Annotated in this window: 15 protein-coding genes; 13 read left to right on the top strand and 2 right to left on the bottom strand. The window is 72.8% G+C overall.

Annotation, left to right across the window (positions count from 1 at the left end; all coding sequences use genetic code 11):
• Positions 1–493: 493 nt before the first annotated feature.
• A complete protein-coding gene (locus tag OG933_RS01000; RefSeq protein ID WP_405624830.1) occupies positions 494–1,486 on the bottom strand; it encodes a ScbA/BarX family gamma-butyrolactone biosynthesis protein in 993 nt (330 codons plus the stop codon).
• 332 nt (positions 1,487–1,818) lie between these two features.
• Here OG933_RS01000 and OG933_RS00995 point away from each other — a divergent pair, with 332 nt between their 5' ends.
• The 5 genes from OG933_RS00995 to OG933_RS00975 all read left to right on the top strand — a co-directional run bounded on the left by OG933_RS00995 (position 1,819) and on the right by OG933_RS00975 (position 7,705).
• Positions 1,819–2,007, top strand: coding sequence for an acyl-CoA carboxylase epsilon subunit (locus OG933_RS00995; protein WP_362536487.1), 189 nt, complete (start codon positions 1,819–1,821; stop codon positions 2,005–2,007).
• 129 nt (positions 2,008–2,136) lie between these two features.
• The gene (locus tag OG933_RS00990; RefSeq protein ID WP_405633179.1) at positions 2,137–3,723 is read left to right on the top strand and encodes an acyl-CoA carboxylase subunit beta; all 1,587 of its coding nucleotides are present in this window, start codon (positions 2,137–2,139) and stop codon (positions 3,721–3,723) included.
• 67 nt (positions 3,724–3,790) lie between these two features.
• A complete protein-coding gene (locus tag OG933_RS00985) occupies positions 3,791–4,492 on the top strand; it encodes a ScbR family autoregulator-binding transcription factor (protein ID WP_405624829.1) in 702 nt (233 codons plus the stop codon).
• 322 nt (positions 4,493–4,814) lie between these two features.
• Positions 4,815–5,669, top strand: coding sequence for a BTAD domain-containing putative transcriptional regulator (locus tag OG933_RS00980; RefSeq protein WP_405624828.1), 855 nt, complete (start codon positions 4,815–4,817; stop codon positions 5,667–5,669).
• A gap of 1,214 nt (positions 5,670–6,883) precedes the next feature.
• Positions 6,884–7,705 (top strand): AfsR/SARP family transcriptional regulator, encoded by an 822-nt coding sequence (locus OG933_RS00975; protein WP_362277959.1) that lies wholly within the window; start codon positions 6,884–6,886, stop codon positions 7,703–7,705.
• 1,599 nt (positions 7,706–9,304) lie between these two features.
• Here OG933_RS00975 and OG933_RS00970 read toward each other — a convergent pair.
• Positions 9,305–11,587 carry a (Fe-S)-binding protein gene (locus OG933_RS00970; protein WP_405624826.1) on the bottom strand — a complete coding sequence of 761 codons (2,283 nt, stop codon included), beginning with the start codon at positions 11,585–11,587 and terminating at the stop codon, positions 9,305–9,307.
• Between the two features lie 409 nt (positions 11,588–11,996).
• Between OG933_RS00970 and OG933_RS00965 the strand changes: the two genes are divergently transcribed.
• From OG933_RS00965 to metF, 8 genes are all read left to right on the top strand, one after another.
• Positions 11,997–12,749 (top strand): thioesterase domain-containing protein, encoded by a 753-nt coding sequence (locus OG933_RS00965; RefSeq protein ID WP_362536531.1) that lies wholly within the window; start codon positions 11,997–11,999, stop codon positions 12,747–12,749.
• Between the two features lie 242 nt (positions 12,750–12,991).
• On the top strand, positions 12,992–13,945 hold the full coding sequence (locus tag OG933_RS00960) for an aromatase/cyclase (RefSeq protein ID WP_405624825.1): 954 nt from the start codon (positions 12,992–12,994) through the stop codon (positions 13,943–13,945).
• Between the two features lie 288 nt (positions 13,946–14,233).
• Positions 14,234–14,368, top strand: coding sequence for a hypothetical protein (locus OG933_RS00955; RefSeq protein WP_362536527.1), 135 nt, complete (start codon positions 14,234–14,236; stop codon positions 14,366–14,368).
• A 148-nt stretch (positions 14,369–14,516) separates the two neighbouring features.
• Positions 14,517–18,176, top strand: coding sequence for a condensation domain-containing protein (locus tag OG933_RS00950; protein ID WP_405624824.1), 3,660 nt, complete (start codon positions 14,517–14,519; stop codon positions 18,174–18,176).
• Positions 18,177–18,656: 480 nt separating this feature from the next.
• Positions 18,657–19,865 carry a methionine adenosyltransferase gene (metK, locus tag OG933_RS00945; RefSeq protein ID WP_405624822.1) on the top strand — a complete coding sequence of 403 codons (1,209 nt, stop codon included), beginning with the start codon at positions 18,657–18,659 and terminating at the stop codon, positions 19,863–19,865.
• Between the two features lie 90 nt (positions 19,866–19,955).
• Positions 19,956–20,939, top strand: coding sequence for a carbohydrate kinase family protein (locus OG933_RS00940; protein ID WP_405624820.1), 984 nt, complete (start codon positions 19,956–19,958; stop codon positions 20,937–20,939).
• Positions 20,936–24,439: a methionine synthase gene (gene metH, locus OG933_RS00935; RefSeq protein WP_405624819.1), complete on the top strand. Its 3,504-nt coding sequence runs from the start codon at positions 20,936–20,938 to the stop codon at positions 24,437–24,439. Before OG933_RS00940 ends, metH begins: the two co-directional genes overlap by 4 nt.
• Positions 24,436–25,341 (top strand): methylenetetrahydrofolate reductase [NAD(P)H], encoded by a 906-nt coding sequence (gene metF, locus OG933_RS00930; RefSeq protein ID WP_405624817.1) that lies wholly within the window; start codon positions 24,436–24,438, stop codon positions 25,339–25,341. The genes metH and metF overlap by 4 nt, the downstream gene beginning before the upstream one ends.
• Positions 25,342–25,347: the final 6 nt, after the last annotated feature.

The raw sequence follows: 25,347 nt of genomic DNA, 5'->3' as shown, positions 1-25,347 counted from the left end.
GTCACGGTATGAGGCGGCGTGGCTGCCCCTTTTTCGGGGCGGTCACCGGCAGGGCGGGGGCGGGGGGATGGCCGCGGATGCGGTGGGGGCCGTCGCGGCCGGCCCGGGTGCGGGCCACCACGGGGACGCCGGTCCCCGCCCGCCCGCACGGCCCCGCCGCTGCGCCTGCGCGGGGAGGCCTGCGCGGGCGGGGCTTGTGCGGGGGGAGGCTCCGGTGCGGGCGGGTTCTGTGCGGGGAGGTCCCGGTGCGGCGTCAGGGCCGCGCCGCGCCGTCCGCCGGCCCGTGCCCTGAAGGCCCCTGCCCTGGAGGCCGTGTCCTGCGCTCCGGGGCCCGCGTCGTGGGATCGGGGCCCTGCGGCCGGGCCCCGTGTCCTGCGGCCGGTGTCGGGTGGTGCGAGGTCCCGCGTCGTGGGGTCCGGGCCCTGCGCCGCGGGTCCCGCGGCCGGGGTCCCGCGGCCGGGGTCGTGGGGCCGGGGTCGTGGGGCCCGGGGGCTCAGATGGTGAGTGGTGCTGCTGTGACGGTGGAGCGGAAGACGGGTGTTCCGTGCTGGTGGGCGGTGACGAGGACGGCGGGTCCGCGTTGTGCGGGGGTGCGGGTCAGGCGGCGGGCCTCGATGAGGCAGGGGGCGTCCAGTTCCGCGTACTTGGTGAATTCGCCGGTGATGCCGAGCGGGAGGGTGTTGTGGCCCAGGAGTGCCGTGGTGGCCTGGCGGGCGGCTTCCAGCAGCACCATTCCGGGCACGTGGTCGACGGGGTGGTCGAAGAGGATGGGGTGGGCGGTGTCGGCGCGCAGCTGCCAGCGGTCGGGCTGTCCGATGGGGGACAGCACGACGTCCATGGGGGAGACGCGGCCGACGTTCTGGGGCGCGGCCGGGGCGGTCAGCGGCAGCGGGCGGTGCATGCTGGCGGCGCGCTCGCCGCGCAGGCGTTCGTAGACCTTGGCGGAGGTGCAGGTGAAGGTGGCCGATCCGGTGGCCGCGATGTGGCCGCCCCGGCGGATCACCGCGTCGTAGTGGAGGCCGGCCAGCTCGCCGCGGCGGCGCTTGATGTCGCTGCAGGAGATCTCCAGTTCGACCGAGGCGGGCGCGTCGCCGACGCGCAGGTGCGCCGGTTCGACGGCGATCGCGAGGTCCCACATGAGGAAGTGGTGGTCGAGGGGGACGCCGAACTCCGCGTGGGCCAGGAGCGATCCGGCCTGCCGGATCGTCTCGGCCGCGATCAGCGGGTCGTGGCAGCCGTCCACGGCGGCGAAGAAGCTGTGCCCGCGCGGCCACTGGGCGGAGACGGTGAAGCGCTCGTCGTCCACGCGCGCCCAGTCGGTCAGCATGACCTCGGCGACGCTCGCGCGGTGGACGAGTTCCTTCGGGACGGTGGTGGTCAGGGACCGGAAGAGGAGGGCGCCGGTTCCTGCCAGGGGCGTCGGGCCGCTGTGGTTGCGTACTGCGCCGGATATCGCGCCGTTCATACGGAACGTGCTCGCAGACATGGGTCCCCCTGAGTGCCTTGACTTGAATGTGAGTTGGCAGATCCCTCAGGACAGCGAAGATACATACCACCCGGTTTAATTTCTAGAAGGAACGCGGCACTCCAGTCCGGTGAAAAATGGAGCGATGTATTCCCAAATGTAGGGATGATCACCCGGCGGCCGTGGTGACCACCTGTGACTCCTGGGTTCTGCGGGGTCACCGCGGCGCGCGGGCCCGGCCGCGGACCGGGTGCGCGGGGCACCCGGTGTCCCGTATCTCAAGCGATCTCAAAGCCGTTCTTGAGCGGCCTGGCCGACGGTGTCTGCAGGCCCGAGGAAGGGGGACCGCTCGGATGGGGACGGAAGAAGCCCTGATCAGGGTGGAGCGAGGACGGCCCGGCGAGGCGGAACTGGCCGCCGTGGTCGCGGTGCTGCTCGCTCTGCAGGCAGGTGCGCGGCAGACGGCCGGCCCGGCGCCGGCCGCCCGGATGCGCTGGTGGCGCGGGCCGGACGCCTACACGGCGCCCGGCAGCTGGCGCTGACCCCGGGGGGAAGGGATCCCTCCGGATTCCCCCCACCAATGGAAACCGCTCAGGCGGTTTGTTAAGATGCTCGACGGACCCGGGGCGGGACCTCCTCGGCCCTGCCCCAGGAAGGCACCTGACATGGCGATGACGACTGCCCCGGCACCGGCCGAACCGGTGCCCACCGATATACGCGGGCGCGTGGCGGAACTGCACAGCATCCGTGAGCAGGCGCTGGCCGGGCCCGGGGAGCGGGCGACGGCGGCGCAGCACGCCAAGGGCAAGCTGACCGCCCGCGAGCGGATCGGGCTGCTCCTGGACCCCGGCTCCTTCCAGGAGGTCGAGCAGCTGCGCCGGCACCGGGCGAGCGGTTTCGGGCTGGAGGTGAAGAAGCCGTACACGGACGGTGTGATCACCGGCTGGGGCACGGTGGAGGGCCGTACCGTCTTCGTGTACGCGCACGACTTCCGCATCTTCGGCGGCGCGCTGGGCGAGGCCCACGCCGCGAAGATCCACAAGATCATGGACATGGCCATCGCCACCGGAGCCCCGCTGGTCTCGCTCAACGACGGCGCCGGCGCCCGTATCCAGGAGGGCGTCTCCGCCCTCGCCGGCTACGGCGGCATCTTCCAGCGCAACACCCGCGCCTCCGGCGTCATCCCGCAGATCTCCGTCATCCTGGGCCCCTGCGCGGGCGGCGCGGCCTACAGCCCCGCCCTGACCGACTTCGTCTTCATGGTCCGCGAGACCTCACAGATGTTCATCACCGGCCCCGACGTCGTCAGAGCCGTCACCGGCGAGGAGATCACCCAGAACGGCCTCGGCGGCGCCGACGTGCACGCCGAGACCTCCGGCGTGTGCCACTTCGCCTACGACGACGAGGAGACCTGCCTCGCCGAGGTGCGCTACCTGCTGTCCCTGCTCCCGCAGAACAACCGGGAGGCCCCGCCCGCGGCACCCTGCGCCGACCCGGCCGGCCGGCGCGCGGACGGCCTGCTCGACCTGGTCCCCGCCGACGGCAACCGGCCCTACGACATGGCCCGCGTCATCGAGGAGATCGTCGACGACGGCGAGTACCTCCAGGTCCACGAGCGCTGGGCGACCAACATCATCTGCGCCCTGGCCCGCCTGGACGGCCGGGCCGTCGCCCTCGTCGCCAACCAGCCCCAGGCCCTGGCCGGTGTCCTGGACATCGAGGCGTCGGAGAAAGCCGCACGCTTCGTCCAGATGTGCGACGCCTTCAACATCCCGATCATCACCCTGCTCGACGTCCCCGGCTTCCTGCCGGGCGTCGACCAGGAGCACGGCGGCATCATCCGCCACGGCGCGAAGCTGCTCTACGCCTACTGCAACGCCACCGTGCCGCGGATCTCGCTGATCCTGCGCAAGGCCTACGGCGGCGCCTACATCGTCATGGACTCCCAGTCCATCGGCGCCGACCTGACACTGGCCTGGCCGACGAACGAGATCGCCGTGATGGGCGCCGAAGGCGCCGCCAACGTCATCTTCCGCCGCCAGATCGCCGAGGCCGAGGACCCCGAGGCCATGCGGCAGAAGATGGTCAAGGAATACAGGTCCGAGCTCATGCACCCCTACTACGCGGCCGAACGCGGCCTGGTCGACGACGTCATCGACCCCGCCGAGACCCGCGGCGTCCTCGTCCGTTCCCTGGCCATGCTGCGCAGCAAACACGCCGACCTGCCCTCCCGCAAGCACGGCAACCCCCCGCAATAGCACGACGTTCGCGGGAGCCGCCGGTGCCGGTGCGGTGCCGGCCCTCCCGTCCCCCAGGAGAGCGCACATGGTCAAACAGGAGCGAGCGGCCCGCACCCGGCATGCGCTGATCCGGGCCGCCGCCACGGTGTTCGCCGAGGAGGGATTCGTCACCGCGTCACTGAGCACCATCAGCCGGCGCGCCGGGGTCAGCAACGGCGCGCTGCACTTCCACTTCGCCAACAAGCACCTGCTCGCCGAAGCCGTCGAGGCCGAGGCCGCCGAGGCCGTCCGCCGCATCACCGAGGCCGCCCAGGCCCGCCAGGGCGGCTCCTGCCTGCAGTCGGTGGTGGACGCCACCCACGAGCTGATGGGCAGCCTCGCCCACGACAGCGTGGTGCGCGGCGGCTTCGAACTCGCCGGCGCCCTCACACCCCGCGCGCAGGCCTCCCCGCGCACCCGGTGGCAGCACTGGGTGGAGGACACACTGCGCCGGGCCGAGCACAGCGGCGCCCTGGCGCAAGGGGTCTCCGGGGCGGACGGCGCCCACGTCATCGTCGCCGCCACCGCGGGCTTCGAGGTCCTCGGCGGCCAGGACCCCTCCTGGCTGTCGCGGCAGACCATCACCGGCTTCTGGGAGGTGCTGCTGCCCCGGCTCGCCGACTGCCGGGACCTGGACGCCCTGGTGTGCGCCGGCTCGCAGCGGCCGGGCGCCGTCCCCCCGCGCGAGCCGCCCCCGCGCGAGCCGCCCCCGCGGGAGCGGTCCGCGCAGGTCAGCCCCGACCGATAACAGACCGTACGGTCTGTCAAATGGCCCGGCGTGGGAACACGGACCCCCTTTTCCTCCCCCTGGGGGGCGCCGGTGCGGCCCGGAACAGGCGCCCCGGACCCGTGAATTCCGCCCCAGGTGAGAGATTTCGCCCGATCCTGTGCGGTATACGCCCGCGATCGGGGAGAGAAAATACAGGGTGCGCGGTTTGATATTGACAGACCGCGCGTGCTGTTCTTAGCCTGGGCGGGGCGCCGGACCGGCATCTGTCGACGGCCACACAGGCATCTGTTGACGGCCACCCAATGACCGGAGCACTCGGGCACACAACAGGGGAGATCGAGTGGACATCGAGATACTCGGCGCATTGGCCGTACAGGAGAACGGGGTCTCCATCACGCCGACGGCCCCCAAGCCCCGCCAGGTCCTGGCCCTGCTGGCGCTGCACGCCGACCGGGTGGTGTCCGTCTCCGACCTGATCGAGGAGCTCTGGGGCACCACCCCGCCGCGCAGCGCCCGCACCACCCTGCAGACCTACGTCCTGCAGCTGCGCGAACTCATCTCCCTGGCCCTGGACGGGGACGGGCACGGCGAGCCGCAGGGCACCGGCGGCACGGGCGCGCGGCGCACCGCCAAGGAAGTACTGGTCACCATGCCCAGCGGCTACCTGCTGGCGAGCGGCGGCGGCGCGAGCGACGTCCGCACCTTCGAACGCCTCTCGGGCATGGGGTACCGGGCCATGGACGCCGGCGACTTCCCCGGCGCCGCACGGCAGCTGCGCGAGGCACTCGCCCTGTGGACCGGCACCGCCTTCGCGGACGTGCAGACCGGCGAGCAGCTGGACATGGAGATCAAGCGCCTGGAGGAGAACCGGCTGTGCGCGCTCGACCAGCGCATCGAGGCCGACCTGCGGCTGGGACGCCACCGCGAACTGCTGGCCGAGCTCACCGTCCTGGTCAACCGCTACCGCACACACGAGAGCCTGCACGGCCAGTTCATGCTCGCCCTGTACCGCTCGGGACGGCGCGGCGAGGCCCTGGAGGTCTACCAGCGGCTGCGCGCCACGCTCGTCCGCGACCTCGGCCTGGAGCCGTCCGCGGGGCTGCAGCGCATGCAGCGCTCCATCCTCACGGCCAGCCCCGAGCCCGCGCCGGCGGCATCCGGCACCGCCAAGGAGCGCCTGGTCCCCACCAGCTGAGCCACCGCACCGCTTCCCGGGACTCCCGCGCGGCCGGGTGACGCCCGGCCCGCCGGCGCCCCGGGAAGCGGCAGGCGCCGGCTTGAAAAGACCCCGGGGAACTGCCCACGCCGCCCCCGGCGTTGTCCCGCACGCCGAGCCGGGCGAACCGCTCGCAGCAGCAGCGGCAGCAGCGGCGGGCGGCGGCAGGTCCGGGAGCCGGGCGGCAGCCGGGGAACTGCCCACGCCGCCCCCGGCGTTGTCCCGCGCGCCGAGCCGGGCGAACCGCTCGCAGCGGCGGCGGGCGGCGGCAGGTCCGGGAGCCGGGCGGCCGCGGGGGACAGTGTTCGTGGCCAGGACCCGGAGGCCGGCAGCCCCGGGCCAGGAGGAGCGCCGTCCGCCCGACGACCCGGCAGCGGCGCCCTGGCCCTGACCGCTGACCCGGTGCGACGCCCTCACAGGTGATGCGCGCTCCGGACGGGCGATGCGCACCCCGGTCCGCTTCCCCCTTCGGCCGTGCGGCCGTCCCGGCCGCCTGCGCGCGCCGGCGCGGTCCGCAGGTCCTGTTCCGCCGTGCCGGCGCCGGCACGGCGGAACACCCCGGGGGGCGTGCCCGGTGCGGTGACCCGGCGGCCGGCGGCTTCCGCCGCCCTGCGCGCCGCACCCCGGCGCCGCACCCCGGCGGCGCGGCAGTGGCTTCGCGGTCTCCCGCAGCCCGCCCGCCCACCCGCCCGTAACGGCCCCCTCCCCGCACCCGGCCGCGCAGGACCCGGTCCCCGCGCACGGTGTGCGCAGCACGGCCGCCGTGCCCGCCGCACCCACCGCGTGCGCCGTCCTGCGGGCCGCCCGCCGCCCGCCGCCCGCCGGACGCCGCACGCGGTGCGCGGATCCGCCGCGGCGAAGAGCGCCGCCCGGACGGACGCGGCCCGCCCGCCGGACGGTACCGCGCATTCCGGGGTTTCTCCACAAACGGAATTCGCTTGAACGGTGACCGGAAAGAGCCCTCTGTGATACGCCGGACGTGCTTCGCTCCAGCCGTGGTTCATCCCTTCTTGAGCCGCTTCGGCAGCCGTTCCCCCCTTCCCGGGGCGGATCGATTTGCGGGCCGGGGTATCCAGTTGAAACACCCTCAAACTCCGGTCGAGGAAAGCCGGGCGTGGCGTGATTCCCGCTAGTGTGCTTACGGCGATGTAATTCAGCCATGAGAGGAATTCGACGAGGTACGGAGGAACGCAGTGAAGATTCAGGTTCTGGGTCCGTTGAGTGCCGAGGTCAACGGGGGGTCGATTGTCCCGACGGCCGGTAAGCCGCGGCAGATTCTTTCTCTGCTCGCCCTCTATCCCGGACGGGTGATGCCGGTCCCCATGCTCATGGAGGAAATCTGGGGAACGGAGCCGCCGCAGAGCGCACTCACCACTTTGCAGACCTACATCCTCCAGCTGCGCCGGCGCCTGGGCACCGCGATGGGGCCCGACGCCCCCGGCGCTGCCAAGGAAGTGCTCGCCACCCGGCACGGCGGCTATCTGCTGCAGATACCGCCCGAGAGTGTCGACGTGCACGAGTACGAAAGCATGGTCACGGAAGGACGGGCGGCTTTCGAGGCCGGCGACGACGAGAGATCGGCCGACCGTTTCCGCCGGGCCCTGGACCTGTGGCGCGGCCCCGCGCTGGTCGACGTACGGGTCGGGCCGATCCTCGGGATCGAGGTCATGCGCCTGGAGGAGAGCCGGCTCGGCACCGTCGAGCGGCGCATCGACGCCGATCTGCGGCTCGGCCGGCACTCCGAACTCATCGCCGAGCTGGCCGAGCTGACGGCACGCTACCCGCAGCACGAAGGGCTGCACTCGCAGGCCATGGTGGCGCTGTACCGGTCGGGGCGGCAGGCGTCGGCCCTGTCCGTCTTCCGCAAGCTGCGCATCCGTCTGATCGAGGAGCTGGGCGTCGAGCCCTCGCCGCAGGTGCAGCGGCTGCACCAGGCCATGCTGGCCGTCGACCCGCAGCTGGATGTCGCCTCCGGGCTGCGGCGCACCTCGACCTTCGATCTCTATGCCGCCTGAGACCGGCCGGAGCGGGGGCTCGAGTCGTACTCAGAAGCTGTGCGGAACCTCTGTTCCCGAAGGCGTCTCGGTGCTGTGACTGAGCATGCCGGCCGGTGAGCCGGGCAGTGCGCCGCCCGTGTGCGCACGCGGCCGGGCCGCCCCGCGCACCCGCGGGCGGCCCGGCAGCACACGGCAAGCACCGGCCCGCGGCGCGGGCGGACAAGGGCAACGGCAGGCGAGGAAGACCACCGCCGCCGGCCTGCGCGCCATCGGTACGGCGGCGGCCACGGCCGCCGGGACGGCGCTGCCTCCGGCCGGGCTCCGGCCCGAGGCGCTGCCTCCGGCCGGCTCCGGCCCGCCGGCCGCGCCGCCGGGTGCCCGCGCCGTCCAGGGCGAAGGCGCCTGGCGCCGCCTCTGGCCGCGAGGCGGCCGGCCCCGAGCCGGCGCCGCGGAGGCCGGCTCGCGGGGACGCGCCGCCGCTGCCGGCCGTGCCCGGCCACCGGCCCGGCGCCGTCCTTCGCCGCGCACCGGTGCGGCGCGCGCCGTCTCGCGGCCCACCGCCTATTCCCGCCCGCCGGATCAACTCCCGGCCCGCCGGACGACGTGCCCGTCACCGCCGCTCCTTTGAATAACGGTATTCGTGGAGCAGGAGCCGGAAATCGGCAGAAAACCCTGAAGATCTCGGCGGATGTCTCTCCGGACAGGGCGGGCGATGACACCTCCCGCCGATACCGCATTCTTTTCTGCAAACACGCTCTGCGGGAACGGAAATGAATCTTCACGCGACTCGCGGATACGGCGGAACCGGCACCGGGGAAGACCTCGCAAAACGTCCGGTCTCTTCGGTCTCTTCAGGCTTCCTGGCGGTTCGTCATGATGGTCAGGAAGGCGGCGGGTTCACCGTGCGGACACCGCGGGTTTCCCGCCCGGCGGCCGCCGTGTTCTCCTGCCCGGCAGCGAGTGATTCCCCCGGTGGCGTACGGGGAAATCACCCGTCCCCGGCTCTGCCTGCCCCGAAGGGAGCCCGGCCGGCCCGGAGGCGAAGCCCGGCCGGACCCGAGGCGCTGATCTGGCCCCGCATGCGAACCGGGTGCCGTCGCGCAGGAGCGGCGGCGGCCCCGGGAAGAAGAACGGGCCCGGCGCGGACTTCGTCAGCCGGTCCGCGGGGTGCCGGCACTTCCTGCCAGGGCGGGGAGGAGCCACGAGGCAGAGGGCCGGGCCGTCGACGAACAGGACGAGATGCCGGGCGTCGTGGACAGGGGGAGATGCGGCCCCTGCCGGCTCGCTCCGCACGGGCCCGTGGTGCGCCCTCCCGTGCAGAGCGGCCCCGCACCCCGGCCCCGCATCCCGGCCCTGCGCGCCGGCCCCGCATCCCGGCCCTGCGCGCCGGCCCGCTGAGATTGCCCGGCACTCCTGGCTGACGCGGGACGGGCCGGCCGCCCCGTCCCGCGTCAGCCAGGAGTTGGCCGCGGACGCGCCCGTGAGACGTTCAGCCGCTGCCGCTGCCGCTGCCGCTGCCGCTGCCGCTGCCGCTGCCGCTGCCGCTGCCTGGCCGCAGCGTCCGGTGACGGCCTGCCCCGCGATCGCCGTGCCGGACAGCTCGCTGATCGGGGCGTACTAGTTGACGCGCTCGGGTTGCGCCGCGTCCTGGCTCTCGGGCGGACCCGCCGGATCCGCCGGGGTCTTGACGGATTCCAGGAGGAGTTGGGAGACGTCGACGACCTGGATGGTCTCCTTGGCCTTGCCTTCGTTCTTCTTGCCGTTGACGGAGTCGGTGAGCATGACGAGGCAGAAGGGGCAGGCGGTGGAGACGATGTCGGGGTTGAGGGAGAGGGCTTCGTCGACGCGCTCGTTGTTGATGCGCTTGCCGATCCGCTCTTCCATCCACATCCGTGCGCCGCCGGCGCCGCAGCAGAAGCCGCGTTCCTTGTGGCGGTGCATTTCCTCGTTGCGCAGGCCGGGGACGCTGGCGATGATCTCGCGCGGGGGCGTGTAGATCTTGTTGTGCCGGCCCAGGTAGCAGGGGTCGTGGTAGGTGATGAGGCCCTCGACCGGGGTGACGGGGATGAGTTTGCCGTCGTCGATGAGGTGCTGGAGCAGCTGGGTGTGGTGGATGACTTCGTAGTCGCCGCCGAGCTGCGGGTATTCGTTGCCGAGGGTGTTGAGGCAGTGCGGGCAGGTCGCGACGATCTTCTTCGCCGACTTCGGCTTCTTCGACTCCTCGGTGACGTTGCCGTCGTCGTCCGTCTCCTCGCCGAACGCGGCGTTGAGGGACATGACGTTCTCCATGCCGAGTTCCTGGAAGAGGGGTTCGTTGCCGAGGCGGCGGGCGGAGTCGCCGGTGCACTTCTCGTCGCCGCCCATGATCGCGAACTTGACGCCCGCGATGTGCAGGAGTTCGGCGAAGGCCTTGGTGGTCTTCTTCGCGCGGTCCTCCAGGGCGCCGGCGCAGCCGACCCAGTACAGGTACTCGACCTCGGTGAGGTCCTCGATGTCGCGGCCGACGACGGGGATCTCGAAGTCGACTTCCTTGAGCCATTCCAGGCGCTGCTTCTTCGCCAGGCCCCAGGGGTTGCCCTTCTTCTCCAGGTTCTTGAGCATGGTGCCCGCCTCGGACGGGAACGCGGACTCGATCATCACCTGGTAGCGGCGCATGTCGACGATGTGGTCGACGTGCTCGATGTCGACGGGGCACTGCTCGACGCAGGCGCCGCAGGTGGTGCACGACCACAGCACGTCCGGGTCGATGACACCGCCTTCTTCGGCGGTGCCGATCAGCGGGCGTTCGGCCTCGGCGAGCGCGGCGGCCGGCACCCCGGCCAGCTGCTCGGCGGAGGCCTTCTCCTCGCCTTCCGTGGTCTTGCCGCCGCCGGCCAGGAGGTAGGGGGCCTTGGCGTGCGCGTGGTCGCGCAGCGACATGATCAGGAGTTTGGGGGAGAGCGGCTTGCCGGTGTTCCAGGCGGGGCACTGGGACTGGCAGCGGCCGCACTCGGTGCAGGTGGAGAAGTCGAGCAGGCCCTTCCAGGAGAACTGCTCGACCTGGGAGACGCCGAAGACGTCGTCGTCGCCGGGGTCGGCGAAGTCGATCGGCTTGCCGCCCGACGTCATCGGCAGCAGGCCGCCCAGCGCGGTGGCGCCGTCGGCGTTGCGCTTGAACCAGATGTTCGGGAACGCCAGGAAACGGTGCCAGGCCACACCCATGTTGGTGTTCAGCGAGACCACGATCATCCAGAGGAACGAGACACTGATCTTGATCATCGCGACCAGGTGGACCAGGTTCTCCAGCGTGGCGGCGTCCAGCCCCCTGAAGGCGGCGACCAGCGCATAGGAGACCAGGTACGCAGGTTCCCAGTGCTCGACGCCCGCGAGGGCGCCCTCCAGACCGCGCAGCGTCATGATCGCGAGGCCGATGGTGAGGATGACGGACTCGACGAAGTAGGCCTGGCCGGACTTGGAGCCGGCGAAGCGGGACTTGCGCCCCGCGCGGGAGGGCAGGTTCAGCTGCCGGATCACGATGAGCACGGCGATGCCGGCCGCCGTCAGTGTGCCGATCACCTCGACGAACAGCTCGTAGGGCAGCCAGTGTCCGAGGACGGGAAGCACCCAGTGGGCCCGGAACAGCTGGCCGGCGGCGTTGGCCAGCGTCAGGAGCAAGGTGTAGAAGCCCATGGCCACGCACCAGTGCGCCACACCGATGACGCCCCACCGGTTCATCCGCGTGTGGCCCAGGAACTCCTTCACCACCGTCACGCTGCGCCGGTAGGGGTTGGCGGTCCGGCTGCCGGCGGGCACCGGCTGGCCCAGCCTGACGTACCGGAATAACTCGCCGACGGCACGGACGAACAGCGCGGTGCCGACGGTGACGAATGCCAGCGAAACGATGATCGCGGCGAGTTGCATGGCGGGCTCCTCGAACCTGCGAGAGCGAATCTACTAAGCGGTAACTTATGTGTCCGGGTCTGAGACTACCCACTCCGGGCCCGCCCATGAAGCCGGGACCACGGTGACCTGCGTCGCCGCGGCCGCCGCGGCCACACCGCCCGGCACCGCCACCACCGCACGCCCGAACACCTGGCACGCCAGGCGCAGTTGCCGTGCGCGGCGGCCGGCCCGTCCCGCGGCCCACGGCCGCTCCAGCCGGAATCGACCGGTCCTCAAGGCGCCCCGAGGCAAAGAGGCGGCGCACCCGCCTGCTGCCACCCGCTCGCCTCCGGTCGGTCTCAGCCCGCTCTCGAGCGGCACTTGAGGCGGTGCCGCCACTCTTGGATCCCACCCCGTGCGACCAGGGGTGCAGGTACAGGAGGGTGCCATGTCGGACGAACAGCCAGTGCGGCTCCACTGTTTCGCGCATTCCCTCGGGGGCGAGTCGCTCTTCGAGCACTGGCCGGCGAGCGCCGGACCCGGCGTGGAGGTGGTCCCGGTCTCCCTGCCGGGCGGCAGCAGGCGGCGGTCCGAACCCCGGGTGAACACCCATGAGGCGCTGCTCGCCGATGTGCTGCCCCGGTTCACCGACCCGCACCCCGGCCCGTACGTCCTGTACGGGCACGGCCTGGGCGCGATGGTCGCCCTGAGCGTCACACGCGCCCTGCACGAGGCAGGCCTGCCCGGCCCCGCGCTCCTCGCCGTCGGCGCCCACTCGCCGCCGCCGGTGTACGCCGGGCTGCCCGACGTGCGCGGGGCCACGGACGCCGAACTGCTGCATGTGCTCGGCGGCGAGGGCGCCGTGCCGCCCAGCAGCGACGAAGGAATCCTCCTGCGCGCCATGCTGCCGGTGCTGCGCGCCGAACTCGAGCTCGCCCGGGCCCTGGACGAGGCGGCCCGCAGGCCCTCCTGCGCCGGCCCGCTGACCACCGCGCTCCTCGTCGTCGCCTCACAGGACAACCCGCTGGCGCCGCCCACGGTCGCCGACAGCTGGCGCCGGTGGACCGTGGGGCCCGCCCGGACCCGCATCGTCCCCGGCCGCCACTTCTTCGCACGCGGCAGCCGCGAACTGCCCCGGCTCCTGGGCCGCGCCTGCCGGGTCACCCGCCGCCTGGCCCAGCAGCCCGCGCCCGTCGGCTGATCCGCGTCACCCGCCCGCCAGCCCGCCCGGTGCGGGACGCGGTGCCCGCACGCCGCCGCAGCCCCCGGCGTGCCGCACACCGCCGCAGCCCCCGGCGTGCCGCACGCCGGCCGGCCGCGACGGCGGCGGCGTTTCGTCCGGCCCGCGGTCCGCTCATGATCCAGTGGTCCTCGTCCGGTTCTCTGAAATCTGTACGTGTTCCGTCCCGTCCCCGTCGGCGCAATGTGAGGAGAGGTGTTCGGATGTCTGGTGAGCGTGTCGACAGGGCGACGCACACGGTGCACGTGGCCGCGCCCGCCGGTGTGGTCTACGCCGTGCTGGCCGATGCGGCCAAGCTGCCGCTCTATTTCTCCCCGAGCATCCATGTGGAGCGCCTGGAGAGCGACGGCGAGCGGGAGCGGCTGCGGATGTGGTCCCTCCTGGACGGGCAGCTGAAGTCGTGGACCTCGTGGCGGCACCTGGACCCGGTGGAGCGCCGCATCGAGTTCCGGCAGGAGCTGTCCGCGGCAGCGGACAGCCCGATGAGCGGCATCCTGCACGCCCGTTCCCGAGGCCCGCACCGCACCGAGCTCGAGCTGCAGTACGACGTCAGCGTCACCGGCGACCTGCCCGAGGTCGGGGCGTGGACGGGACGGGCCGCCGACGGGAGCAGCCGTACTCAGCTCGCCGAGCTCAAGAGCGTCGCCGAGCGGTGGACGCGCCTGGACGACCTGGTCCTGTCCTTCGAGGACGCGGTGCGCGTCAACGGCCCGGCCGAACTGGTCTACGACTTCCTGTACCGGGCCGGGGACTGGCCCGGCCCGGTGCCGCACGTCGCCCGGGCCGACCTCACCGAGGACGCGCCGGGAGTGCAGCGCCTGACCACGCAGACGCTGACCGAGTACGGCTCGTACACCACGGACTCGGTGCGGATCTGCTTCCCGCACGCGGGCCGCATCGTCCACAAGCAGACCACCCCCCACCCGCTGCTGGAGGCGCACACCGGCGAATGGTCCGTCGTCCCGGACGAGTCCGGGGTCAGCGTCATCGCCCAGCACAGCGTCGTGCTGCGCGAGGAGAACATCACCGCCGTGCTCGGCGAGCACGCGGGCCTGGGACAGGCGCGCCGGCATGTGCGCGAGGAACTCGGCCGGGACAGCCGGGCCCTGCTCGCCCATGCCAAGCGGCACGCGGAAAGCGCCGTGCGCATGCTGTGACACCGGCACCGCATCCACGGACACGGCACCGCCCCCGCCCGCCGGGCCGTCGCGCGCCGGACAGCGGCTGCCGCCCCCTCGCGCCCACGCGGACACCCGGGGCGGGCTCGGGCACCCCTCGCACACCCGGGCACCCCTCGCACACCCGGGCGGGCTCGGACACCCGGGCGGGCTCGGGCGCCGCTCGGACACCGCTGTACACCCGCTCGGGAAAACGGACTTCGGGTGCCAACCGCAACTAGCGTGGCCAACCCGCCCGTTGTGGATTGTCGCGGACCAGGAGGCGCCATGCAGCACAGCCCGTACGCCACAGCCCCGGCACACCCGTACGCCACAGCCCCGGCACACCCCGCACCGCGCCCGCTGCGCGTCCCCGCCCGCTGCCCGCATCCCGCCGGGCACGCACCGTCCGCCACGCTCTAGGGCCGGCATCCGGCAAGCCGCACCACAGGCACGGCATCCGGCCCTCACCCGGGGGCCGGGCGAGCGCCACCTCGCAGCCCGTGCAGCGCCCACAGAAAGGAGAGAGGGGAACGCGCCGGCCCCAGCGGACCGCACCCCCCGGACACGCATGACTGTTTCCCGCTCCTCGCGCGAGGCGATCTTCGTGGTCGTCGCCCCCGGGCCCGCCCCGTCCACGGCCCCCTGGGACCTCCAGCTGCGCGGGCCCCTCGACCCCGCCGCCCTCGAACACGTCCTGGGCGAACTCACCGCCGGTGAGCCGGCCGGGACCGTGCCCCGCCACCGGCTGCTGCGGCACGGCCCCGACCATCACACGCTCCGGTTCACAGCGCCGCGAGGGGCGGCCGCCGCGACCGCGGTGGGCCGCATCGCCGACCTGCTCACCGAGCCGCGCCCGGCCGACCGCCCGCTCGCCCCCGCCCAGTACGCGCTCCTCACACCCGCCGCCGGACACGGCTACGAGGCGGTGTTCATCGAAGCGGCCGCTCCGCTGGACGCGGCCGCGGTGCGCGAGGCGCTGCACGCGGTCCTGACCGCCCACCCCCAGCTGCGCTCCCGCCTCGACCCTGCGGCCGGCCGGCCGGCCGGGCAGGCCATGACCGCCGGCGGGGCTGCCGGCAAGACCGGGGCCGGCGCCGTGCCCCGGTCCGAAGCCGCGGACGGATACGGCCCCGGGGCCGGGACTGCGGACAGGACCGGAGCCGAGCTCGGGGCCGGGACTGCGGCCGGGGCCGGCGCCGAGGTCGGGGCCGGGACTGCGGCCGGGGCCGGCGCCGAGGCCGGGGCCGGGACTGCGGCTGGGGCCGCGGCGGGAGGCGGCCAGGAGCTGCTGGTGGAGGGGGAGTTCAGTGACGAGGCCGGCTTCGCCGCAGCGGTTGCCTCGGTCGGCCGCACTCTCGACGCGTACCTGGGCGTCCAGTTGCGGGCCCTGCTCGCCCGAGACCGCCGTCCGGCAGGACCGCGCGCCGACCGGCTCGCCGTGGTCGTCCATGAACTCGCCGTGGACGCCGCGTCCTGGAAGATCCTGCTCGACGACCTGACGGCCGCCCTCGGCGCGGCCGCGCCCGCAGTTCCGGCGCGAGCGCCGTATGCCCCGGACGGCCTGGCCGACTGGGTCACCGGACTGCGGGAGCTGGCCCGCGACCCCGCCGAGGTCCGCCACTGGACCTCCGTCGCAGGGCGCAGGTCCCGGGCGCTCAGCTCCCGCCGGTCCGCACGGGTGACCCGGCCCGGCGGCAGCGCCGGCATCGTCTCCGCCGACACGCAAGACACCGCACCCGGCAAGACCCTGCACACCGGCCCCGCCCAGGACCCCGGCCAAGGCGTCGCCCAGGACTTCGCCCAGGGCCCCGCCCAGGGCTGTGCTCTGAGCTTCCCCCTGGACGAGGACGTCACCGAGCGGATCACCCAGGGCCTGGCCCAGCGGCTCGCGCTGACCGCCGGGCAGCTCCTGACCGGCGTGTTCGCCCTGGCCCTCGCCCGCTGGCAGGGCGTCGACGACATCAGCCTCGACGTCCGCAGCGACCCCAGGCCCGGCCACCAGGGCCTACGGCGTCACGTGGGCCGGCTCACCGACCTGCACCCGGTCCACCTCACCCTGGAACCCGGCCTCGACCCCCTCGGCCAACTGGCCGCGCTGGCCGGCCCCCTGGCCGCCGCCGCAGGCCACGCCACGGGCGGCGCGGGTTTCGGGGCCTGCCGGGAGTGGAGCCCCGACCCGCTGCTGCGCGATGCCCTGCGCGAACTGGCACCCGCCCAGGTCTGTCTGCACCTGCACGCTCCGGGCGAGCTGCTGCCCGCCTCCGTGCACCCCGTGCGCGGCAGCGCACCGCACCGGCCGGGCCGGCCCGCACACCCCCTCGAGGCGCACGCCCAGATCGCCGGCGGCAGGCTGCACATCGGCCTCGAGCGGACCCACGACCTCACCGAAGGCATCACCGACACCTCCGTGGCCGCCCTCGCGGACCTGCTGCGGGACCTGCTGACACAGCTGGCCGACGCCTCCACCGCCCCCATCCCGTCCCTCTTCAAGGCCACCCCCCAGCAGGCGGCGCTGTTCACCGGCGGCGACGCACGGCCCGGCACCGGCCGCCATGTCGAGCAGCTCGTCTGGGTCTGGCACGGCCCGCTCGACCCGGAACGCTTCACCGCGGCCTGGCAGTCCGTCTTCGACTGCGAAGCGGTGCTGCGCACCGCGTTCACCGGCGGCCCCGAACCGCAGCTCATGGTGCACAGCCGGGTCACTGCCGACATCACCCGCCGCATCCATCGCGGCGACGACTGGCAGCCGCTCCTGGAGCGCGACCGGCTGCGCGGCTTCGACCTGCGCTGCCCCGGAGCACTGCGCCTGACCCTGCTGGAGACGGAGCACACCGCACCCGACGACACCGCCCCGCCCACCCGGATCGTCCTCACCTACCACCGGGCGCTCCTCGACACCTGGAGCGCGCACATCCTGCTGCGCGAGTTCTACCGGGCCTACCTCGCCGGCGGCACCCTGCCCGGTGGCGAGCGCCGCCCCGACCTGCGCGACTACACCGCCTGGATCGCGGCCCAGGACCTCGAGCCCGTACGGGTGTTCTGGGCGCGCTCCGCCCCGCCCGACACCGCGGCGTCGCGACCGGGCCGCCCCGCCGGGGGAGCCACGCGGCTGACCGGGGTCGGCCGCGCCCGGCTGCGCCTGGACCCTGCAGAAACCATCCGCCTCGCGCGCTGGGCCGGCCTGTGGGGCATCGCGGAGAGCAGCGCACTGCAGGCCGTCTGGGCGATACTCATCCACCGCGCCTCCGACGCCGCCGGCCCGGCCCCGGTCTGCTTCGCGGTGAGCGTTGCCGGACGCGCGATACCGCTCGACGGCGTGGCCCGGATGCCGGGACCGCTGCGCAACGCGCTGCCCGTAACCGTCGAGGTGGACCCGGCGGGCACGCTGACGGACCTGATGCGGCGCCTGCGCGACCACGCCCTGGACATGGCCGCCTACGAATGGGTCCCCGCCGACCGGATCCGTTCCCGGGACCGGCACGGTCCGGGCACCGACCCCGCCGGCACCGTCCTCGTCTTCGAGGACCCGCCGCATCCGGTGGAAGGCCTGGAGGACGAACTCGCCGCACAGGGGATACGGGCCGAGTTCTCGGGCACCGTCCCCGCCCGCTCGGTGCTGCCCATCGGACTGCTCGCCCACCACGACAACGCCGGCGGCCTGGTCCTCACCGGGGTGCACGACCGTGACGTGCTCGACGAGGAGGCCGCTGCCGAACTGCTGGTGCAAAGTGCCCTGCTGCTGCGTGAACTCCCCTTGTGGGCCGCTGAGTCCACCACCGTCGCGCAGGTGCTGAAGCTTTTGCAGGGCAGGGCCGTACCCCGCATGGCCGACGCTGTCGCAGCCGGCCGCGACACCGTGCTGGTCACCCTGCGCGCCGCGGGGCAGGAACAGGCGGGCACGATCTGCCTGGTCCCGCCGCCGGGCGCGGCCACGACCTGCTACGACCTGCTGCCCCACACCTACGCGGGCCCGCAGGAACTGCTGGTCCTCACCGCCGGCGCCGGCGCCGAGGACGCCGGGCCCGCCCTGGCCGCCCGCGCGGCCGGCCTGCCCCTGCTGCTCGCAGGGTTCTCCGGCGCGGGTGCCCTCGCCTGCGACATCGCCCGGCGGATCGGGGCCGACGGCGGCCGCCCGCCCCGAGTGGTGCTCGCCGGCGCGTTCGAGGACGAGCGGGCGCGGGCCCTCGCACTCGCCCGTGCCCTCCGGGACGCCGCACCGGACGGCTGAGGCGGGACGAACGCCCCACCGGACGGCTCCGGAACAGAACGGCTCCCCGGCGGGACGGGATCCGGTGCAGAACGGATCCCCGGCGGGAGGTGATCCGGTGCAGAACGGATCCCCGGCGGGACGGGATCCGGTGCAGGACGGACCGCGGGACGGGATCCGGCGCGGGACGGGATCCGGCGCGGGACGGGATCCGGTGCAGGACGGACCGCGGGACGGGATCCGGTGCAGGACGGATCGCAGGACGGGATCCGGTGCGGGACGGATCCGTTGCGGTACGGATCCGGTGCGCCACGGCACCGGCAGGTCCGCGCGCGCCGGCCCCGCCGCGGCGGAGCACAGCCGCATGGGCGATCCGCTCCGCTGCTGTTCCGCCGCTCTTCAAGTGCTCCTCGTTCGAGGTCGCACATCGTGGCTGTGACACGGGCGGCCCCCGCCCGCCTCGGACGCCCTTCGCCTGGGCCATCAACCATCTGGAGAGTCATGTCCCGACGTCTTTTCACCTCGGAGTCCGTGACCGAAGGACATCCCGACAAGATCGCGGACCGGATCAGCGACACGATCCTGGACGCGCTGCTGCGTCAGGACCCCGCCTCGCGGGTCGCGGTGGAGACGCTGATCACCACCGGCCAGGTGCACATCGCCGGCGAGGTCACCACCTCGGCCTACGCTCCGATCGCCCAGCTGGTGCGCGACGCCATCCTCGACATCGGCTACGACTCGTCGGCCAAGGGCTTCGACGGGGCCTCGTGCGGGGTGTCGCTGTCCATCGGCGCGCAGTCGGCGGACATCGCCCAGGGCGTGGACACGGCGTACGAGTCGCGGGTCGAGGGCGACGAGGACGAGCTGGACCGGCAGGGCGCCGGTGACCAGGGCCTGATGTTCGGCTACGCGACGGACGAGACGCCGAACCTGATGCCGCTGCCCATCGAGCTGGCGCACCGGCTCGCGCGCCGTCTGACGCAGGTCCGCAAGGACGGCACCGTCCCGTACCTGCGGCCCGACGGCAAGACGCAGGTCACCATCGAGTACGACGGTGACGAGGCGGTCCGCGTGGACACCGTGGTGGTCTCCTCGCAGCATGCCTCCGACATCGACCTGGAGTCCCTGCTCACGCCCGACATCCGCAAGGAGGTCGTCGAGCATGTGCTGGGACAGCTCGCCGACGAGGGGATCAAGCTGGAGACGGAGGGCTACCGCCTGCTGGTCAACCCGACGGGACGCTTCGAGATCGGCGGCCCGATGGGCGACGCGGGCCTGACCGGACGCAAGATCATCATCGACACGTACGGCGGAATGGCCCGCCACGGCGGCGGCGCCTTCTCCGGCAAGGACCCCTCCAAGGTGGACCGCAGCGCCGCGTACGCGATGCGCTGGGTGGCCAAGAACGTCGTCGCGGCCGGCCTGGCCTCGCGGTGCGAGGTGCAGGTGGCGTACGCGATCGGCAAGGCCGAGCCGGTGGGACTGTTCGTGGAGACCTTCGGCACCCACACCGTCGCGGTGGACAGGATCCAGCAGGCCATCGGGGAGGTCTTCGACCTGCGCCCGGCCGCGATCATCCGCGACCTCGACCTGCTGCGCCCGATCTACGCCCAGACCGCCGCCTACGGCCACTTCGGCCGCGAGCTGCCCGACTTCACCTGGGAACACACCGACCGCGCCCCGCAGCTCAAGGCAGCCGCGGGCATCTGAGCCCGGCACCCGGACGGCCGGGCCCGACGGCCGCGGCCGACGCTGCGCACCACCGGCGATCAGCGACTCGAAGCGAGCGAAGGAGTTCTTGTGCGCATCGCGGTGACAGGATCCATAGCCACCGACCATCTGATGGTTTTCCCCGGACGGATCGCCGACCAGCTGTTGCCCGACCAGCTCGCCCATGTCTCGCTGTCCTTCCTCGTCGACCGCCTGGAGGTGCGCCGGGGCGGCGTCGCCGCCAACATCGCCTTCGGCCTCGGCGGCTTCGGGCTGTCGCCGCTCCTGGTCGGGGCGGTCGGCACGGACTTCGCCGAGTACGAGGTGTGGCTGAAGGAGCACGGCGTCGACACCACGGGAGTGCGGGTCTGCGCCGAACGGCAGACGGCCCGCTTCATGTGCATCACCGACGAGGACGCCAACCAGATCGCCGCGTTCTACGCGGGCGCGATGACACAGGCACACGACATCGACCTGCGCGCCCTGTTCACCGGCCCCGACCGGCCGGGCCTGGTCCTCATCTCGCCCAACGATCCCTCGGCGATGCTGCGGCACACCGCCCAGTGCCGGGCCCTGGACATCCCCTTCGCGGCCGACCCCTCGCAGCAACTGGCCCGCCTGGACGGCGACCAGGTCCGTGCCCTGGTGGACGGCGCCACCTGGCTGTTCACCAACGAGTACGAGGCCGCGCTGCTGAAGGAGCGCACCGGCTTCAGCCATGACGACGTCCTCGCGGCCGCCGGCACCTGGGTGACCACCCTGGGCGAGAAGGGCGTACGCATCGAACGCGCCGGACAGAGCCCGCTCGTCGTGCCCGCGGTCCCCGACGCCGTCACGAGCGACCCGACCGGTGTCGGCGACGCCTTCCGCGCCGGTTTCCTGGCCGCCGTCAGCCACCGGGTGCCGCTGGAGGCCGCAGCCCGGCTGGGCAACGCGCTGGCCGCCGTGGTCCTCGGCGCGGTGGGCTCACAGTCCTACGAGGTCGACCCGGCACAGCTGGCCGCCGTCGTCGAGCGGACCTACGGTCCCCGGGCGAGCGGCCCGCTCGCATCCGTCCTCGGAGAACAGGCATGAGCGCCGGCCAGCAGGCCCGCATCGCCGCGTTCCGCGAGGCGCTCGCCACCCGCGTGGTGGTCGCCGACGGCGCGATGGGCACCATGCTCCAGGAACAGGAGCCCACCCTCGAGGACTTCGAGCAGCTCGAGGGCTGCAACGAGATCCTCAACGTCACCCGCCCCGACATCGTCCGCTCCGTGCACCGCGCGTACTTCGACGCGGGCGTCGACTGCGTCGAGACGAACACCTTCGGCGCCAACCACGCGGCCCTGGGCGAGTACGACATCGCCGGACGCGTCCACGAACTGTCCCGGGCCGGCGCCCGCGTGGCCCGCGAGGCGGCCGACGAGTACACCGGACGCGACGGCCGCCCGCGCTGGGTGCTGGGCTCCATCGGCCCCGGCACCAAACTGCCCACCCTGGGCCACGCCCCCTACACCGTCCTGCGCGACGCCTACCAGCAAAACGCCGAGGGCCTGGTCGCGGGCGGCGCCGACGCGCTGCTCGTCGAGACCACCCAGGACCTGCTGCAGACCAAGGCCTCCGTCCTCGGGGCCCGCCGCGGCCTTCAGGCGCTGGGCCTCGACGTGCCGCTCATCGTGTCCGTGACGGTGGAGACGACCGGCACGATGCTGCTCGGCTCCGAGATCGGTGCCGCGCTGACCGCGCTGGAACCCCTCGGCATCGACATGATCGGCCTGAACTGCGCGACCGGACCCGCCGAGATGAGCGAGCACCTGCGCTATCTGGCCCGCCACAGCCGCATCCGGCTGTCCTGCATGCCCAACGCGGGCCTGCCCGTGCTGGGCACGAACGGCGCCCACTACCCGCTGACCGCCTCCGAACTGGCCGACGCCCAGGAGAACTTCGTCCGCGAGTACGGCCTCTCGCTGGTTGGCGGCTGCTGCGGCACGACGCCCGAGCACCTGCGCCAGGTCGTCGAACGGGTCCGCGGCATGGCCCCGGCACCGCGGCAGCCGCAGCCCGAGCCCGGCGCCGCCTCGCTCTACCAGAGCGTGGCGTTCCGTCAGGACACCGCGTACATGGCGATTGGTGAGCGCACGAACGCCAACGGTTCGAAGAAGTTCCGTGAGGCGATGCTGGAGGGCCGCTGGGACGACTGTGTGGAGATGGCCCGGGACCAGATCCGTGAGGGCGCGCACATGCTGGACCTGTGTGTCGACTACGTGGGCCGTGACGGTGTCGCCGACATGGACGAGCTGGCCGGCCGCTTCGCCACCGCCTCCACGCTGCCGATCGTCCTGGACTCCACGGAGGTCCCCGTCATCCGGGCGGGCCTGGAGCGGCTCGGCGGCCGCGCGGTCATCAACTCCGTGAACTACGAGGACGGCGACGGTCCCGAGTCCCGTTTCGCCAAGGTGACCGCGCTGGCCCGGGAGCACGGCGCCGCGCTGATCGCGCTGACCATCGACGAGGAGGGCCAGGCCCGGACCGTCGAGACGAAGGTCGCCATCGCCGAGCGGCTCATCGAGGACCTGACGACGAACTGGGGCATCCAGGAGCCGGACATCCTCATCGACACCCTGACCTTCACCATCTGCACCGGCCAGGAGGAGTCCCGGGGGGACGGTATCGCGACGATCGGGGCGATCCGCGAGCTCAAGCGCCGCCGCCCGGACGTGCAGACCACGCTGGGCCTGTCGAACATCTCCTTCGGCCTGAACCCGGCCGCGCGGATCCTGCTCAACTCGGTCTTCCTCGACGAGTGTGTGAAGGCGGGCCTGGACTCGGCGATCGTCCACGCGTCGAAGATCCTGCCCATCGCCCGCTTCAGCGAGGAGGAGGTGCAGACCGCCCTCGACCTGATCCACGACCGCCGCGCCGAGGGCTACGACCCGCTGCAGAAGCTGATGGCGCTGTTCGAGGGCGCCACCACCAAGTCCCTGAAGGCGGGCAAGGCCGAGGAGCTGGCCGCGCTGCCGCTGGACGAGCGTCTCAAGCGGCGGATCATCGACGGCGAGAAGAACGGCCTGGACACCGACCTCGCCGAGGCCCTCCAGACCCGCCCCGCCCTCGACATCGTCAACGAGACGCTGCTGGACGGCATGAAGGTGGTCGGTGAACTGTTCGGTTCCGGCCAGATGCAGCTGCCGTTCGTGCTGCAGTCCGCCGAGGTCATGAAGACCGCCGTCGCCTACCTCGAACCGCACATGGAGAAGTCGGACGCCGAGGGCAAGGGCACCATCGTGCTGGCCACCGTGCGCGGCGACGTCCACGACATCGGCAAGAACCTCGTCGACATCATCCTGTCCAACAACGGCTACAACGTCGTCAACCTCGGCATCAAGCAGCCGCTCTCCGCGATCCTGGAGGCCGCCGCCGAGCACCGGGCCGACGTCATCGGCATGTCGGGTCTGCTGGTCAAGTCCACGGTGATCATGAAGGAGAACCTGCAGGAACTCAACACCCGTGGCCTGGCCGCGAACTACCCCGTCATCCTCGGCGGCGCCGCCCTCACCCGCGCCTACGTCGAACAGGACCTGCACGACATCTACCAGGGCGAGGTCCGCTACGCCCGCGACGCCTTCGAGGGCCTCTCCCTCATGGACGCCCTCATCGGCGTCAAGCGGGGCGTGCCCGGCGCGAAGCTGCCCGAACTCAAACAGCGCCGGGTCAGGACCACCGCGAGTGCCCTCGTCACACCGGAGCACCCCGAAGAGGCAGGACGCTCCGACATCGCCACCGACAACCGCGTGCCCGCACCGCCGTTCTGGGGCACCCGCGTCGTCAAGGGCATCCCCCTCAGGGAATACGCCTCCTGGCTCGACGAGAGCGCCCTGTTCAAGGGCCAGTGGGGCCTGAAGCAGACCCGCGCCGGCGACGGACCGAGCTACGAGGAACTCGTCGAGACCGAGGGCAGGCCCCGGCTGCGCGGCCTGCTGGACCGCCTCCAGACCGACAACCTCCTCGAGGCGGCCGTCGTCCACGGCTACTTCCGTGCCGTCTCCAAGGGCGACGACCTGATCCTGCTGGACGACAACGGCTCCGAACTGACCCGCTTCACCTTCCCCCGCCAGCGCCGCGGCCGCCGCCTGTGCCTGGCCGACTTCTTCCGCCCCCAGGAATCGGGGGAGAGCGACGTCGTCGGCCTCCAGGTCGTCACCGTCGGCTCCCGCATCGGCGAGGAGACCGCCAGGCTGTTCGAGTCGAACTCCTACCGCGACTACCTCGAACTGCACGGCCTGTCCGTGCAGCTGGCCGAAGCCCTCGCCGAGTACTGGCACGCACGCGTGCGCGGCGAACTCGGCATCGCCTCGGCCGACCCGGACTCCCTGGACGCCATGCTGCGTACCGAGTACCAGGGCTGCCGCTACTCCCTGGGCTACCCGGCCTGTCCCGACCTGGAGGACCGCGCCAAGATCGCCGGCCTGCTCCGGCCGGAGCGCATCGGCGTCCACCTGTCTGAGGAGTTCCAGCTGCACCCCGAACAGTCCACGGACGCGATCGTCGTGCACCACCCACAGGCCAGCTACTTCAACGCCGGAGGCCGCCCGTGACCACCCTGCGCGACACCCTCGGCCGGGGGACCCCGTCGTTCTCCTTCGAGTTCTTCCCGCCGAAGACGGCCCAGGGCGAACGGACGCTGTGGGAGGCGATCCGCCGGATCGAACCCCTCGCGCCGGCCTTCGTCTCGGTCACCTACGGCGCCGGCGGCTCCTCCCGGGACCGCACCGTCGAGGTGACCAAACGGATCGCGACCCAGACCACCCTGCGCCCCGTCGCCCATCTCACCGCGGTCGGCCACTCGGTGGCGGAGCTGCGCCACATCATCGGCCAGTACGCCGATGCCGGCGTGCGCGACGTCCTCGCCCTGCGCGGCGACCCGCCCGGCGACCCCAACGCCCCCTGGAGACGCCACCCCGACGGCTTCACCCACGCCCATGAACTGGTCGCTCTGGTCAAGGAGTCGGGCGACTTCAGCGTCGGCGTGGCCGCCTTCCCCGAGCGGCATCCGCGCTCGCCGGACTGGGACAGCGAGATCCGCCACTTCGTCGACAAGTGCAGGGCGGGCGCCGACTACGCCATCACCCAGATGTTCTTCCGCGTCGAGGACTATCTGCGGCTGCGCGACCGGGTGGCCGCCGCGGGCTGCGACACCCCGATCATCCCGGAGATCATGCCCGCCACCGACGTACGCCAGATCGCCCGCTTCGCCGCCCTCAGCGGCGCCGCCTTCCCCGAGGACCTGGCCCACCGCCTGGACGCCGTGCGCGACGAGCCCGCCGAAGGCCACCGCATCGGCGTCGAGCACGCCACCGCGATGGCCCAGCGCCTCCTCGCCGAAGGCGCCCCCGGACTGCACTACATCACGCTGAACCGCTCGACGGCGACGCTCGAAATCCACCGCAACGCAGCGAACCCAAGGAGTACCCGGCATGTCCTCGCAGCCCAGCACTGACGTCAC

The sequence above is a fragment of the Streptomyces sp. NBC_00016 genome (assembly GCF_045040885.1).
In the GTDB taxonomy this organism is placed as follows: domain Bacteria; phylum Actinomycetota; class Actinomycetes; order Streptomycetales; family Streptomycetaceae; genus Streptomyces; species Streptomyces coriariae.
The sequence above is the reverse complement of the archived record's forward strand: the minus strand, read 5'-3'. Positions and strand labels throughout refer to the sequence as shown.